The sequence below is a fragment of the Nitrobacter sp. TKz-YC01 genome, from assembly GCF_047824785.1.
In the GTDB taxonomy this organism is placed as follows: domain Bacteria; phylum Pseudomonadota; class Alphaproteobacteria; order Rhizobiales; family Xanthobacteraceae; genus Nitrobacter.
In genome coordinates this window covers 1394173-1409241 of record NZ_CP181167.1, presented here as the reverse complement: position 1 = coordinate 1409241, position 15069 = coordinate 1394173, and the positions used below count along the sequence as shown (strand labels likewise).

General features: G+C 63.3%; 14 protein-coding genes. 3 read left to right on the top strand and 11 right to left on the bottom strand.

The window, feature by feature from the left end; genetic code table 11:
- Window positions 1-39: 39 nt before the first annotated feature.
- The 8 genes from ftsW to rsmH all read right to left on the bottom strand — a co-directional run bounded on the left by ftsW (window position 40) and on the right by rsmH (window position 10015).
- On the bottom strand, window positions 40-1191 hold the full coding sequence (gene ftsW / locus ACMYR2_RS06700; RefSeq protein ID WP_416193896.1) for a putative lipid II flippase FtsW: 1152 nt from the start codon (window positions 1189-1191) through the stop codon (window positions 40-42).
- A 130-nt stretch (window positions 1192-1321) separates the two neighbouring features.
- A complete protein-coding gene (gene murD, locus ACMYR2_RS06695; protein ID WP_347264803.1) occupies window positions 1322-2722 on the bottom strand; it encodes a UDP-N-acetylmuramoyl-L-alanine--D-glutamate ligase in 1401 nt (466 codons plus the stop codon).
- A 10-nt stretch (window positions 2723-2732) separates the two neighbouring features.
- The gene (gene mraY, locus ACMYR2_RS06690; RefSeq protein WP_347264804.1) at window positions 2733-3839 is read right to left on the bottom strand and encodes a phospho-N-acetylmuramoyl-pentapeptide-transferase; all 1107 of its coding nucleotides are present in this window, start codon (window positions 3837-3839) and stop codon (window positions 2733-2735) included.
- Between the two features lie 81 nt (window positions 3840-3920).
- On the bottom strand, window positions 3921-5357 hold the full coding sequence (locus ACMYR2_RS06685) for a UDP-N-acetylmuramoylalanyl-D-glutamyl-2,6-diaminopimelate--D-alanyl-D-alanine ligase (RefSeq protein WP_347264805.1): 1437 nt from the start codon (window positions 5355-5357) through the stop codon (window positions 3921-3923).
- Complete coding sequence (locus ACMYR2_RS06680; protein ID WP_347264806.1) at window positions 5354-6811, bottom strand: UDP-N-acetylmuramoyl-L-alanyl-D-glutamate--2,6-diaminopimelate ligase; 1458 nt, start codon at window positions 6809-6811, stop codon at window positions 5354-5356. Before ACMYR2_RS06680 ends, ACMYR2_RS06685 begins: the two co-directional genes overlap by 4 nt.
- Window positions 6812-6895: 84 nt before the next feature.
- On the bottom strand, window positions 6896-8635 hold the full coding sequence (locus ACMYR2_RS06675; protein ID WP_347264807.1) for a penicillin-binding protein 2: 1740 nt from the start codon (window positions 8633-8635) through the stop codon (window positions 6896-6898).
- Complete coding sequence (ftsL, locus tag ACMYR2_RS06670) at window positions 8632-9012, bottom strand: cell division protein FtsL (protein WP_011314340.1); 381 nt, start codon at window positions 9010-9012, stop codon at window positions 8632-8634. Before ftsL ends, ACMYR2_RS06675 begins: the two co-directional genes overlap by 4 nt.
- A 4-nt stretch (window positions 9013-9016) precedes the next feature.
- Window positions 9017-10015, bottom strand: a complete 999-nt coding sequence (gene rsmH / locus ACMYR2_RS06665) for a 16S rRNA (cytosine(1402)-N(4))-methyltransferase RsmH (protein ID WP_416193895.1) — start codon at window positions 10013-10015, stop codon at window positions 9017-9019.
- A gap of 589 nt (window positions 10016-10604) precedes the next feature.
- On the opposite strand from rsmH, the gene ACMYR2_RS06660 reads away from it, so the two are divergent.
- Window positions 10605-11456, top strand: a complete 852-nt coding sequence (locus ACMYR2_RS06660; protein WP_347264976.1) for an N-acetylmuramoyl-L-alanine amidase — start codon at window positions 10605-10607, stop codon at window positions 11454-11456.
- A gap of 740 nt (window positions 11457-12196) precedes the next feature.
- On the opposite strand, the gene ACMYR2_RS06655 is transcribed toward ACMYR2_RS06660, so the two are convergent.
- On the bottom strand, window positions 12197-12775 hold the full coding sequence (locus ACMYR2_RS06655; RefSeq protein WP_347264977.1) for a hypothetical protein: 579 nt from the start codon (window positions 12773-12775) through the stop codon (window positions 12197-12199).
- A gap of 311 nt (window positions 12776-13086) precedes the next feature.
- Between ACMYR2_RS06655 and ACMYR2_RS06650 the strand changes: the two genes are divergently transcribed.
- Window positions 13087-13329 (top strand): CsbD family protein, encoded by a 243-nt coding sequence (locus ACMYR2_RS06650; protein ID WP_347264978.1) that lies wholly within the window; start codon window positions 13087-13089, stop codon window positions 13327-13329.
- A gap of 395 nt (window positions 13330-13724) precedes the next feature.
- Here ACMYR2_RS06650 and ACMYR2_RS06645 read toward each other — a convergent pair whose 3' ends face one another.
- On the bottom strand, window positions 13725-13925 hold the full coding sequence (locus tag ACMYR2_RS06645; protein WP_347264979.1) for a hypothetical protein: 201 nt from the start codon (window positions 13923-13925) through the stop codon (window positions 13725-13727).
- A gap of 335 nt (window positions 13926-14260) precedes the next feature.
- Here ACMYR2_RS06645 and ACMYR2_RS06640 point away from each other — a divergent pair, with 335 nt between their 5' ends.
- A complete protein-coding gene (locus tag ACMYR2_RS06640; RefSeq protein WP_416193894.1) occupies window positions 14261-14644 on the top strand; it encodes a hypothetical protein in 384 nt (127 codons plus the stop codon).
- An 81-nt stretch (window positions 14645-14725) separates the two neighbouring features.
- Here ACMYR2_RS06640 and ACMYR2_RS06635 read toward each other — a convergent pair whose 3' ends face one another.
- The gene (locus ACMYR2_RS06635; RefSeq protein WP_347264981.1) at window positions 14726-14905 is read right to left on the bottom strand and encodes a hypothetical protein; all 180 of its coding nucleotides are present in this window, start codon (window positions 14903-14905) and stop codon (window positions 14726-14728) included.
- Between the last annotated feature and the right edge of the window lie 164 nt (window positions 14906-15069).

The following is a 15069-nucleotide window of genomic DNA, read 5'->3' as shown; positions in this document are numbered from 1 at the left end:
AACGAAATGCTTCCCGCCATGCTCGCGCTTGCCGTGAATTTACGCATAACGCGGAGCAACGGCGCTCTCCCCGATCGATTCCATCTCAGTGCGCGGCCGCTCGCGCGTCAGCGACAGCATCAAGCCGGCGCCGTAAGCGAGCGATATCATCGACGAGCCGCCATAGGAAATGAACGGCAGCGTCATGCCCTTGGCGGGAATCAGATGCAGGTTGACCGCCATGTTGATGGCCGCCTGCATTCCGAACATGATCGCGAGCCCCGACGCGGCGAAACGCGAGAACAGATCTTCGGAGGCGTAGGCGCGCGACAGCGTGCGCATGACGATGAAGGTGAACAGCGCCAGCAGCCCGAGACACATGATGATGCCGAACTCTTCGGCGCCGACAGCGAACACGAAGTCGGTGTGACTGTCGGGGAGGCTCCGCTTGGCGACGCCTTCGCCGGGGCCGAGCCCGAACCAGCCGCCATTGGCGAAAGCCTCCATCGCGGTATCGACCTGGAAGGTGTCGCCGGAGGCCGGATCCATGAAGCGCCGGATGCGGGCCGCGACGTGCGGCACCGTCATGTAGGCCGCGAACAGACCGGCCATCGCCGTGCCCGCGAGTCCGAACACCCAGATGATGCGCATCCCGGCAATGAAGAACAGCGCCCCCCACACCGTCAGGATCAGCATGGTCTGGCCGAAGTCCGGCTCCATCACCAGCAGCGCCACCAGGCTCAACAGCAGCGCGAGCGCCATCGAGGTGGCGGGCATCTCCGGCTTGCGCGCGGATTCCGAGAACAGCCATGCCGCCAGCACGACGAAGGCGGGTTTCGCCGACTCCGAAGCCTGGATGTTGACGCCGAGGATCGTGATCCAGCGTTTCGCGCCCTTGACCTCCGGACCTAATCCGAGCGTCGCCACGATCAGAACGATGCTCAGCGCGAACACGATCAGCGCGGAGCGGCGGATCTGGCGCGGCGACAGGAACGACACGCCGACCATCACCATAATCGACGGCAGCAGAAACATCACATGACGATGGAAGAAGTGAAACGGATCAAGCCCGATCCGGGTCGCGACCGACGGGCTCGCCGCCAGCGACAGCACGACGCCGGTGAGCATCAACAGCACCAAGGCCGCCAGCAGCAGCCGATCCACGGTCCACCACCATTCCGAGAGCGGCGTGCGTTGTTCGCGTGAGATCATGACAGGTCCTGCGGGCGGCGGTCGCCCATTGGTCCCCCATCGTGGTTACCGGAGAGTTAAGGCTGTCGCTAAATCTTTGCCGCGACTCACAAAAGCACGCTCCGCCGGAGAATGGTTGCGGCGGCGCGGGCTACACCACAGGCGTAAAGCCCGGCAACGCCTGCACCAGTTCGCGGAAACGATCGCCGCGAACTTCAAAATTGCGGAACTGATCGAATGAAGCGCAGGCCGGCGACAACAGCACCACCGCCCCGGCACGGCCTGCTCCTTCCGCGTCCCGCGCCGCCGCAGGCACGGCGGCTTCCAGCGTTCCGCTGATCTCGCAGGCCACCTTGCCGTCCAGCGTCGCGGCGAACTCCCGCGCCGCCTCTCCGATCAGGTAGGCCTTCCGGATGCGCGGGAAGAACGCGCCGAGCGAGGCGATGCCGCCGCTTTTCGGCTTGCCGCCCGCGATCCAGAAAATCTCGTCGAAGGACGACAGCGCCTTCTCGGTGGCGTCGGCGTTGGTGCCCTTGGAGTCGTTGACGAACAGCACATGGGCCTTGCGTCCCACCTGCTCCATGCGATGCGCAAGACCGGGGAAACTGCGCAGGTCCTGCTGCAGGATGTCCCGGCTGACCCCCAGCACCAGCGCCGCCGCCGAAGCGCAGGCCGCATTCTGCGCGTTGTGCCGTCCGCGCAGCGAACCTATGCCGCCGATATCCGCGATTTCGCTGCGCGCGCCGCCGGACACGAGAACGATCCTGTCCTGTTCGACGCTGATGCCATGCGCCAGCGGCCGCTTCACCGACACGCGCACGACGCTGCATCCGGCCTGCTCCTGACGGTCGGCGATCGCCGCGCACCAGTGATCATCGACACCGACGACCGCGGTGCCCTGCGGCTGCACGCCGGCGATGAGCCTCTCCTTCACCCGCGCATAATGTTCGATGGTGCCGTGGCGATCGAGGTGATCGGGACTGAGGTTGAGCAGAATGCCGACGGTCGGATCGAGCGAGGGCGCGAGGTCGATCTGGTACGACGACATCTCGATCACATGCACGCGCCCCCTACGCGGCGGCTCCAGCGACAGGATCGCGGTGCCGATGTTGCCGCCCATCTGCACGTCGTGTCCGGCCTCGCGCACCAGATGCGCGACCAGCGCCGTCGTGGTGGACTTGCCGTTAGTGCCGGTGATGGCGATGAAAGGCGCGTCGGACGCATGACGTGCCCGCTCGCGGCAGAACAGCTCGATGTCGCCGATCACCTCGACGCCCGCCTGCCGCGCCGCCAGCACACTCCAGTGCGGCGAGGGATGCGTCAGCGGCACGCCCGGCGCAAGCACCAGCGCGGCAAAGTTCGTCCACAATACGTTGCGCAGATCCGCGGTGATGAAACCGGCCTGCGCCGCCTTCGCGAGATTGTCGGTGTTGTCGTCGCCCGCAATCACCTCGGCGCCGCCCGCCTTCAGGGCGTGACAGCTCGCAAGGCCCGAGCCGCCGAGGCCGAACACCGCGACCGTCTTGCCGGAAAAGGATGTGACGGGGATCATGGGGTCTTCATCACCGCAGCTTCAGCGTCGAAAGACCGGCCAGCGCCAGCATCACCGAAATGATCCAGAACCTGATCACGATCTGCGGCTCGGTCCAGCCGAGCTGCTCGAAGTGGTGGTGGATCGGCGCCATCTTGAAGATGCGCTTTCCCGTGAGCTTGAACGACGCCACCTGCACGATCACCGACACCGCTTCCAGCACGAACAGGCCGCCGATCACGGCCAGCACGATTTCATGCTTCACCGCCACCGCGATCGAGCCGAGCATGCCGCCGAGCGCGAGCGAACCGGTGTCGCCCATGAAGATCGAGGCCGGCGGAGCGTTGAACCAGAGAAACCCGAGGCCGGCTCCGAGTACCGCGCCGCACAGCACCGCCAGTTCGCCCGCGCCGGCGACGTAGTTGATCTGGAGATAGTCGGCGAACATCGCGTTGCCGGCGAGATAGGCGATCATGGCGAAGCTCGCCGCCGCGATCATGACCGGCACGATGGCGAGGCCGTCGAGGCCGTCGGTGAGATTCACCGCGTTGCCCGCTCCGACGATGATGAAGGCGCCAAAGCCGAGAAAGAACCAGCCGAGATCCAGCGCCACGTCCTTGAAGAACGGGATCACCAGCGCGGTCGAGAACGGCTCGCGGCCGAGCCGGGTCAGCGCATAGCACGCGGCCAGCGCGATCAGGAGCTCAAGCAGCAGGCGGGTGCGTCCGGAAAATCCGGCATGGGTCTGCTTGGTCACCTTCAGATAGTCGTCATAGAAGCCGATGAGACCGAAACCGAGCGTCACCGCAAGCACGATCCAGACATAGGGATTAAGAGGATTGGCCCACAGCACGGTCGACACGACAAGTCCCGACAGGATCATCAGGCCGCCCATCGTCGGCGTGCCCTTCTTGCTGACGAGATGCGACTGCGGGCCGTCGGCGCGGATCGGTTGTCCCTTACCCTGCCGCAGGCGAAGATTGTCGATGATCCAGGGCCCGAACAGGAACACGAACAGCGCGCCCGTCACCACCGCGCCGCCGGTGCGGAAGGTGATGTAGCGAAAGACGTTCAGAAGCGGCTTGAAGATGCCGAGCCCCGGGACCGTATTGGAAAGATCGATCAACCAGTAAAACATCGGGTATCCCGACTCCGAAGTTCGCCAGTTCTCGCAAGCCTCCCTTGAGCGAACTCCGGATTCAAAGGGGCGCCCCGCAACCTACGGAATTTCAGCCGCGCTGCCGGAATATCGCTTCTCGAGCGCGGTCACGATCACTTTCATCCGCGAGCCCAGCGAACCCTTGACCATGATGACGTCACCGGAACGGATCGCCGCCGTCACCTGCGATTCGAGCGCGGCCGAGTTCTCTGCATAGCCGCCCCGCCTACCGGAGGAAAGCGCATTCCACAGATTGCGCATCAGGGGACCGCAGCAAAATATCATGTCGACGTCATTGGCATTGATCGCCTCGGTCAAGCCGCGATGCAGGTCCGCGCTTCTGGGACCGAGCTCCAGCATATCGCCCAGCACCGCGATGCGGCGACCCCTGGTCCCGACCCCGGCCCCGGCCGCGCCGAGCACGTTCAGCGCCGCCGCCATGGAGGCAGGATTGGCGTTATAGCTTTCGTCGATCAGGATCGCCTCGCCGCCCGGCACGGCCAGCGCCCGACGCACGCCGCGGCCCGCGGCGGGCTGCGCCTGCGACAGCGCAAGACCCGCAAGCGCAAGATCAGCGCCGGCCAGCAGCGCCGCCACCAGCACCGCGAGCGAATTCATCGCCATGTGACGGCCGGGCATGCCGAGCTTGTAGGTCAGTTCATGGCCGAGGATTTCAGCGTGCACGGCCGAGCCCGCCGGATGCAAGGCCACATCGAGCAGACGCGCATCGGCTTTCTCATCCGCGCCGAAGGTGACGATCTTCGCGATGCCGAGTTTCCTGGCGCGTTCCCGCAGCCGCGCGAACTGCGCATTATCACGGTTGAGCACGACGGCGCCGCCCGGCTCGACGCCTTCGAAAATTTCCGCCTTGGCGTCGGCGATCGCCTCGACGCCGGAGAAGAATTCGAGATGCACGGGCTCGACCGTGGTGATGATCGCCACATGCGGCCGCGCCAGCTTCACCAGCGGCGTGATCTCGCCGGCATGATTCATCCCGATCTCGAAGACCGCGAAACACGCGTCCGCCGGGCAGCGCGCCAGCGACAGCGGCACGCCCCAGTGGTTGTTGAACGACGCCACTGAAACGTGGGTGTTGCCCTGCGCGCCAAGGACGCCGCGCAGCGCCTCCTTGGTCGAGGTCTTGCCGACAGAGCCCGTCACCGCGATCACGGGAGCCGCGAGGCGCGCGCGCGAGGCTCGCGCCAGATCGCGCAAGGCCGCGAGCACGTCCTCGACGATCAGCAACGGCGCCTCAAGGGCGAACTGATCGCGCTGCGCGGCATCGACCACCGCAAGCGCCGCGCCCGCTTTCAGCGCGGCATCGACGAAAGCGTGGCCGTCATGCACATCGCCCTTGATCGCGAAATAAGCCTCGCCCGGCGCAACCGTGCGGCTGTCGATGGAAATGCCGGTGATCGCCGCTGGCAAGACTCCTCGCCCTTCCGCGCGCATCGCCGCGGCCATTTCGTCCAACGTCCACAACGGGCGCGCGCTCATGCCTGCCTCGAAGCCAGCGCAGCGGCGGCGGTCTCGTGGTCGCTGAACGGCAGCACGCGGTCGCCGACGATCTGTCCGGTCTCGTGGCCCTTGCCCGCGATCAGCAGGGCGTCGCCCGGCTGCAATCCCGCGATCGCGGTCCCGATCGCCTCGGCGCGATCGCCGATCTCGCGGGCGCTAGGTGCGGCGGCAAGAATCGCGGCGCGGATCGCGGCGGGATCCTCACTGCGCGGATTATCGTCGGTCACGATAACCTCATCCGCGTTATCGGCGGCGATCGCGCCCATCAGCGGGCGCTTGCCTGCATCGCGGTCACCGCCTGCTCCGAACACCACGACGAGCTTGCGCTTGGCATAGGGCCTCAACGCCTGCAACGCCTTCGCCAGCGCGTCCGGCTTGTGGGCGTAATCAACGAAGACCGGAGCGCCATTGCGCTCGCCGACCCGTTCGAGCCGCCCCCTTGCGCCTTCGAGATGCTCGAGCGCCGCGAAGGTCTGATCCACATCGCCCCCGGTGCCGATGACGAGACCGGCCGACACCAGCGCATTCTCGATCTGGAATTCTCCGACCATAGGCAGGCGGATGACACGCTCGCGCCCGGCGTGTTCGAGCGTGACCCGTTGCGCAAACCCCTCGATCGCCGCCTCGACCAGGCGAATGCCCATCCGCGCGCCGTCACCGCGGCGGCCGACGCGCATCACCGGCACGTTGCGCGCGCCCGCCGCCTCGATCACCGTGTTTGAGCAGTCATGATCGGCGCAGATCACCGCGATGCCGTCAGGTTCGACCAGATCGCGGAACAGCCGCAGCTTGGTGGCGAGATAGTGCTCAACGGTCGGATGATAATCCATGTGATCGCGCGACAGGTTGGTGAAGCCGGCGGCGCGCACGCGCACGCCGTCGACCCGATATTGATCCAGACCGTGCGAGGACGCTTCCAGCGCCAGATGCGTGACGCCTTCGCCCGCAAGCTGATCCAGCTCGCGGTGCAGTTCGATCGGATCGGGCGTCGTCACCGAGCCGTAGACCGCGCGCGATGGCGCGACCACGCCGACGGTGCCGATACTCGCGGACGAATATCCGAGCCGCTGCCAGATCTGCCGGGTGAAGGCCGCGACCGAGGTTTTGCCGCTGGTCCCGGTCACGGCGGCGATGGTTGCGGGCTGGCGCGGATAGAACTTCGCCGCCGCCAGCGCCAGCGCGCGCCGCGGGTTCGGCGTCGTGATGAACGGGACGCGCCCGCGCGCAGACGCATGGTCACCGGCAACCGCCACCGCGCCCGACGCGATCGCGGCGTCGATGAACCGCGCGCCATCCGTTTTCGAGCCGGCAAGCGCGAAGAAGAGATCACCCGGCTTCACCGCGCGGCTATCCGCCGCGAGACCCGTGACGGCGAGCTCGCCGGCCGGCGCGTCCATGGTGGCGTCGTCGCCGAAAAGCTCGCGAAGTTTCATGATCTTCCCAGCCCGTAGCTTCAATTTTGACGCCCGCAGTCCGACGTTTGCCGCGAGGCGCGCTGAAATGAAACAAACCTCGCCCTACTGCGTCGCCCTCGATGCCGCAAGAATAAGGCGCTCGGACGGCGGCAAATCGAACCTCGGCCGCACGCCGAGCAGCGGGGCGATGCGCGCGATGACCTTGCCGCCGGTCGGAACCGCATTCCAGCCGGAGGTGATGAAGCCATGGGTTTCCTTGAGCGGCTGCGGCTCGTCCAGCATGACCAGGATCTGGTATTGGGGATTGTCCGCCGGCAGGATCGCGGTGAAGGAGTTGAGCACGCGTTTTTTCGCGTAGCGGCCGTTGATGACCTTTTCGGAAGTGCCGGTCTTGCCGCCGACATAGTAGCCTTTGACGTCGGCCTTCCTCGCGGTCCCCACCTCGGCGTTCAGCCGCAGCAGAAAGCGCATCTTGTCGCTGGTTTCCTGCTTGATGACGCGCCTGGCGACCGCCATCGCCTCCTCCTCGGTGCGCTTCAGGAAGGTCGGCGGAATCAGCCAGCCGCCATTGACCAGCGCGTCGATCCCCATCACCGCCTGCAACGGGGCCACCGCCATGCCGTGCCCGAAAGCGATGGTGACGGTGTTCAGCTCACCCCACTTGCGCGGCAGGATCGGCGAGGCGCTTTCCGGCAACTCCGTGCGCAGGCGATCCATCTGGCCCATCTTTCGCAGGAACGCCTTGTGCGCCTCGACGCCTTGCGCAAGCGCGATCCGCGCCGCGCCGATGTTGGAGGAGTAGGTGAACACTTCCTTCATGCTGATGAAGCGGCCCATCGAGTGGTCGTCGTGGATCGCGAAGCGGCCGTAGCGCAGCGGAGCACGCGCATCCCACATCGAATTCAGGCCGTACTTGCCGGAATCGAGCGCCATCGCCAGCGTGAACGCCTTGAAGGTCGATCCCATTTCGTACACGCCCGTGGTCAGGCGGTTGATACGATCGGGATCATGCGCCTCCTTCGGATTGTTGGGATCGAAGTCCGGCAGGGAGACCATCGCGACGATCTCGCCGGTCCGCACGTTGGAGACGATGCCCGAGGCGGCCTTGGCCCGATAATGATCCTTGGCTTTCAGAAGCTCGTCGCGCAGCGCGTGCTCGACACGCAGGTCGATCGACAGTTCCACCGGCTTCTGCAGGCGGTCGGTGGCGAAGCCGGCGCGGTGCAGGTCGGCGAGCCCGTTGCTGTCGAGCCACTTCTCCATTCCGGCGATGCCCTGGTTATCGATGTTGACGAGCCCGATCAGGTGCGCGACCTCGCGCCCGCTTGGATAAACGCGCTTGTTCTCGCGCAGGAAGCCGATGCCGGGAATACCGAGACTGTGAATTTCCTTTTGCTGCGCAGGGGTGATTTCGCGTTTCAGCCAGACAAAACCCTTGCGGGTGCCAAGTCGCTGTCGAACCTCGGCGGTTTCCAGATCCGGCAGCGTCGCCGTCAGCAATTCGACCGCCTCGTCCCTGTCGATGAGACGGCGCGGCTCACCGAACAGGCTCGGCGACTTGATATCGGTCGCGAGAACCTGGCCGTTGCGATCGATGATGTCGGGCCGCGCCGTGGCGATCGCGTCCTGCGAGGCGGTCCGGCGCCCTCCCCGGTCATCCGGAGAGGCCGCGAACATGACAAGGCGCGCCGCGACCACCGAATAGATCAGCGCGAACAGGATGATGACGAGGCCGACGCGCACCCTCGCCTTGGCGGCGCGATCGACGTTGCGTCCATAGAGCAGGTTGCGGATCAGGCGCTGGCTCCAGAACGCCGACGGAAGCCTGTTCTGGCCGATCATTGCGGAGCCTCCTGCGACGGCAGCGAGCCGGTGATGACGTCGGGATCGATGATCTCGATCATGGCGCCGATCGGATCGGAGGTGCCGGGCGGCACCAGGCTCGGCGGCCGCTCCGGCAGGTTCTTCAGAGAATCGAACTGTCTGGCTTCAATGGGCTTCAGTTTCAAATGCCGTTCGGCCAGAATTCGCAGACGCTGCGGCGCATCGAGCCTCGCCCATTCCGCGCGCAGGACCGCGATCGCCTCGCGCTGCTCGCGCACCTGAGCCTGAAGCCGCGACACACGCTCGGTGCGGGAGGTCGAATCCATCTTGATGCGGTAGACATACGATGCCGCATAGACCAGCGCGCAGACGACGAGGAAATGGATGATCCGCACCTCATCAGCCTCCGCGCATCACGTTGGCGAGCGATGGCCAGGCTGGGCGCTCGGCGCCGTCATCGATCGCGGCCGCCTCGGTGCGCTCGGCGGCGCGCAGCCTGGCGGAGCGCGCGCGCGGATTGGCCTGCGTTTCGTCGTCGCCCGGCGTCAGCGGACGTTTGGTCAGAATGGCAAAACTGGGCGATGCCCGTTCGACTTCCGGCCGATGGCGTGAGCCGCCGCCCGTCTTGCCGCGCCAGGCCAGGAAATTCTTGACGATGCGGTCTTCCAGCGAATGAAAGGACACCACGGCAAGCCGGCCGCCTGGCTTCAGCACGCGTTCCGCCGCGGCCAGCGCCGCGATCAGCTCGTCCAGCTCCTCGTTGACGAAGATCCGCAGCGCCTGAAACGTCCGCGTGGCCGGATGAATCTCGTGCGGCTTCGCGCGAACCACCCTTGAGACGATATCCGCCAGCGCCCGCGTGGTCGCGATCGGCCCGTGCCGCCGCGCCATGACGATCGCGCGGGCGACGGCGCGCGAGCGGCGCTCCTCGCCGAAGATATAGATGATATCGGCGAGATCGGTCTCGGAGGCGCGCGCCACCACGTCGGCGGCGGTCGGCCCGTGCCCGCTCATGCGCATGTCGAGCGGCCCGTCGAGACGAAAGGAAAAACCCCGGCCGGCCTCGTCGAGCTGCATCGAGGAGACGCCGACATCCATGACGACGCCATCCACCGCCGCGGCGTCCTGCGCCGCGCAGACCGCGGCGAGATGCGAGAAGCGGTCCTCGACCAGCGTCAACCTGCCGCCGGACGCTTCCACCAGGCCGGAGCCGCCGGCAATGGCGGTGGGGTCGCGGTCGATCCCGATCACGCGGGTCTCAGCGGTTGCGAGAATGGCGCGTGAATAGCCTCCGGCCCCGAAAGTCGCATCGACGTAGACGCCGCCGGCCCGCGGCGCCAGCATCGCGACGGCCTCCCGGCCGAGCACGGGCACATGACGAACCGGCGGCACCGTCATGATCGCGCCTCCATCCGCAGATGCCTCGCTCTCGCTGTGCGTGGGTTCATCCGATCCCGACCGTCCGGAATTCAGCCGCCCGCCCCGATCCTGAGGTCGGCTTCCCCCCGCAAAACCGCCCCGACCGGCTCCCGACCGCGCTTCCACAAGGAGATGAGCCGGCAAACCCGGTCTTCCGCATGGAATTTGAAGGGCTGCCATGGGGATTTCGAACGCAATTGGGACCTCGGCCGTCCCGATGCCGGTTCGGCTCTTCACCACTCAGTAACGGCGTTTAGCGTTAAGAAAGCGTTGATGGGCTAGATTCATAAGTTGCTCGTGTCCTTTCGAATCAGAAGTTCGCTAAAGAGCGTGCTGCAAAATGACGAACTTCGGATTCGGGACACGACGCAGGAATTGAACCGTTGTTTCCCTAGCGCTGTGGTGCAGCCCCCACACACTTCACAGAAAAGCCCAAACTGTTAACAGAAAAAGGCGAAAAGGGGTCATTCCCTCGATTGCAAGCCCAATCACGCCTAGCGGATAATGATCCTAATGATTCGCCGATAACACGGAAACGTGCTTCCTATTGCCTGATTTGGATCGTTGCATGCTCGCGTCTGTCAGTACTGACATCAAACGTCGACGCCCTCTCCCGGTCCCCAAGGCCATTGTTGGAATGCCGACTTTCGTCCCGGACTCATCCCTCGTCTCCGACACGGTGCCGTCCCTGAATTTCGGCGACCGCGCCAAAGGACGGCAGCCGGACATGATCGTGCTGCACTATACCGGGATGCCCGACGTCGAGGGCGCGCTGGCGCGGCTGTGTACGTCCGGTACCGAGGTGTCAGCACATTACGTGGTGCTTGAGGACGGTCGCGTTGTGCAATGCGTTCAGGAGGCAAAGCGGGCCTGGCACGCCGGCGTCGCTTCATGGGCGGGCGAAGAAGACATCAATTCCTGCTCGATCGGAATCGAAATCGTCAACCGCGGCCACGACTGGGGCTACCCGGCTTTCCCGCTACGACAGGTCGCCGCCGTCATCGCGCTATGTCGGGGCATCATTCACCGGCGGGATATTCCGGCTCATCGCATTGTGGGCCATTCCGACGTCGCGCCCGCGCGCAAGAAAGATCCCGGCGAAAAATTCCCGTGGCATTCGCTGGCGGATTCAGGCGTCGGCCATTGGATCCGGCCCGCGCCAATCGTGGCGGGCGAGACGCTGAAAACCGGCAGCGAAGGCGACGATGTCCGCGCGCTACAGCAGTCGCTGGCGAGGTACGGCTACGGCATCAAGGCAACCGGCAAGTTCGATACCGCGACGATGGAAGTGGTCACAGCCTTTCAGCGTCACTTCCGGCCTGCGAAGGTCGACGGGATAGCCGATCAATCGACATTGACCACGCTGCAAGCGTTGCTCGACAGCCTGCCCGCGCAAACAGCATCGAACGGCATTCGCTGAGAGCCGGGGAAATTTTCGGTTCAGAAGTCAAACCGCCGTCGATGAATATGGAGCCTTTCCCTTTCTGATAGAATCAGAAGCGGGGGCTCCATGATTTTGTTTTGACGCGTTTTCTTCACGCGAAGCGGATGACGTTCGCCGAAAAATACTCCAGATTTCGAGTCCATCCGACCCGGCTCTGTGTTCGGCTTTCGGGTTCCGCCAATCAATGGTTCGTGGGTGTCCATCATGGCGATGGAAAAAACCGCGGAAACGGCGTATGATTTTCATCAGTGGCACACGCCGGGTGACAACCGGCCGCGACGGGGATGATGGACGTAGCCTATTTTGCCGGTTTCAGGCTGCGGCACCAACGCATTGGCACGCGTTTTGTCTAACCCGTTCCCGGCGTGTGCAGCCTTCCCCTGACTTTAACCTTCCGACTTTAACTGTTGGCAACTCTTGGCCGGAACTGTTGGCAACTCTTGGCAACCCTTGGCCGGGCCGCTGGATTTCAGACGCATGGCGTTAAAGCGTTCTTGAGCGAAGCATGCCCTCGGGCTCGACCCGAGGATGGGCACCGGTTCGCGTGAAGAAAACGCGTCAAATCAAAATCATGGAGCCCCCCGCTTCTGATTCTATCAGAAGCGGGAAGGCTCTAGAACGGCGGCCGGTCAAATGGAATCAGCGCCGCCGCTCCAGTTAATTGATTGAGCATCGGATTTATCCCGAAACCGGTTCCCACTTTCGGGTCCGATGCTCTAGTCCGGCAGTCCTGCGACGAATTCGGGCACCTCTAAACCGGAGTCGGCAAAGAAGGACATGACGGCCGCCTTCGACCAATACTGCTCGATAAGCAATCTGGCGAAACGCTCCCTTTCCCGCGAGAACCTCGCCGTGAACCCATCAATACTGTCCGGCTTCTTGCCAAACATTTCGCTATCCCACGACTCCCCGTTGAAAAACTCCTGCTCGAGGACCGTTTGCTCCGATACGTCGCGGCCCTCCTCCTCGCCGCGCCGGGCGAGCACGGCTTGCGATACTTCCGTGATCAGGGTGAAAAGTCGCGCCTGTTCAACGAGCAGATCCTGAGTTGGAAAAACATTCTCAACCAGCAGGCCCGGAATGAAGTCCCGCGCCAGCGACGTCGCAAGCTGCATCCAGGCATCCTCCGGAGCGCGCGCGGTGATCTTGTAGAAGTCGAACAGCTCCATCCATCGGCCGCGCAGTTCCTCGACCTGGCAGTCGTGCCAGCGCGACCAGACGGAAAGCCGATCGAACCGCTCGTCAGCTTGCCGGGCGGCATCGATCCGCCCCAGCAATGCCAGATCAACCCGCATGGGATTTCTCAGACGTTCCGGAAAGTCCGGCGCGCGGTATTCCTCAGAATCGTGCGTGAACTCGGACGAGTCGGGATCGGGGAAAGACGTTTTGTATGTTCCGCTTCCAGCTTTCCGTACCATGCGACGACGCCTTCCATTATGCAGCCTGATTCCACCACGGGCGGCATTTCCCGGCCGCTTTCGGAACCGTCTCTTCTGCGGTCCATACCACGCTCCAAGGTGCGACCTTTCGTCCTTTGCGTAACGACGGAACAAATTTTGAATTAGTCCATTCTCCTAGTGCGCCATAACCCTGGAAGGAGGGAACAATGGACTGGGACCGGATTGAACAGAACTGGGATCAGGTCAAGTACAGAGTCCGAGATCAATGGGGCAAGTTCACTTTCGACGACCTCTGGGAGATCTCCGGAAATCGCGAGCACCTCGAAAAGAAGCTGAAAGAGCGCTACGGATTCCACGAGGACTTCGCGAAAAAACAGGTCGATGACTGGTATGAGAAGGCACAATCGTGGCCGGACACGAAGGAACCGCCGCGCTGGTCAGGATATTAGGAGCCTTCTGGCTAAGGGGAGAGCCGGCTAGCCGCAGCAACTTAGCCCTGACGAATGTCTCGTGATGAACTGGCGCGTATTCCGCATCGCTAACCGCTCTCCGCCTTCGGAATACGCGCTCGCCCCGGTTTGTGTTATTAATTCAGTCTCGGGTGATGATCTTGGATCATGATCGGGCGATGCGGAGGCGACGGAAAGCGACTGACTGTTCCAAGGACCGAGCAGTCCGCCCGGCTCGGCACGAATGGGCCAGACTGGATAGTCACAGGATCCTCCGCCTTCATGATGCATGATGCGGTCCTGTAAGGCCCTCTTCCACAATTAGCATGCGCGCGGTTAACATGCGCGCGGTGCGTATCCCTCGCTTGCGACGAAGATCCACTGCTCCGATGGACTTACTTTGGCCGCTGCATTTTCGGCGAGGCCGCCCAAGCATCGATTCTCGCCGCCGTCTTGGCGCTCTCGATTCTCTTGATCATCTTTTCTCGCTCTATACCGTCAGGCGACTCCTCGGCTTTCTGTCGCGCTTCAGCAAGAAAATCAAAGATGCGATCCTGAAAAGGCCTGGTCTGTTTATAACGGCGCCGATGAGGCATGGCGTTCTCCTTTCGCTTCTCCAGGGAAGGTTGGCTGTATCCGGCTTGCTTGGACGCCCGGCACCGCCGCATGGGCGGCCTGTCAATGTGCGGCAAGCCTGATGGTTCCAAACTTCACGTTCCCGGCGATGACTTTGAGGGGCGCCCCCGGAGGATGATGGGATTCCGGTAGTCGCTGTTACTGGCTCCCGCCTTATGATAAACTCTCGCATGGTTGGAGAGATTGCAGCATTGACCTCGAGTCGATGAATGCAAGTTGCGCACCGATATCCGGCAGCCTGCTCTCCAGAGCCAGCCGATACGAAACTCTGAATGAGAAGAGCGCTCGAGAAACAATGAATTTAATGCTGACTGGTATCTTCGGCCTTGCCGGCCTTGTTTTGAGCTATGGATTTTCCGTTCCCCCGGAGCTCGCTGCATTTCGACTGATTGCGCCTGTGGGAGTGATGGCGGGATATCAGGCCGGACAGCTTGTCGGCAGGCTCGTCAGGCCCCGCCCCAAAAGGTTTCTCATTCTAAGCGTCGGCGTCCTGTTCTGCTTTTACTTTGCGTTTGCCTACATCCAGCTGGGAATATCCAGCCCATCGGATGTCGCGAACCTAAGCGTGTTGTTTGGTTTGTCTTTCTTCTGGTTGGGATTCTTCCTGCCCTTCACACGCGCCCCGAACGAGGTGAAAGCCCTTTTGTCGAAGGCGTTCCCAAAACGCTCAGGCGATTGAACGTTTCAAGCTCGGCCCGCCGCGGCAACGCGAGCGCCAGCCCGTTTCAGGGCTGGCTGCATCATCCATTCGCGATACGAGTTAAGGCAGAATCTGATTTGTGCGGATTTTGATGTTCTCATCGCCGCCCTGCTCGACCTTCTTGTCGAGTTCTTTTCGCTTCTCGTCGGTGAGTTCCTGCATCGTCTTGCCGGTCTTCTTCTTCACGTCCTTTTCGAGCGTTCCGCCTGAAATGTTGTTGACGCCAGTAGCATCTGACATAATTGCTTCTCCCTTTCGCTCATCGTGTGGGGAGATAACCTGCGCCATCGGCATGCGTTCCGACTGAGCTTACGCCTGAAGCCATGTGATTAAGATCACGGTTCGGACTAATGGTGAGGTTCATCCTGCGGGTCATGGGGACCACGAGGTCTCATCCCAGAGCA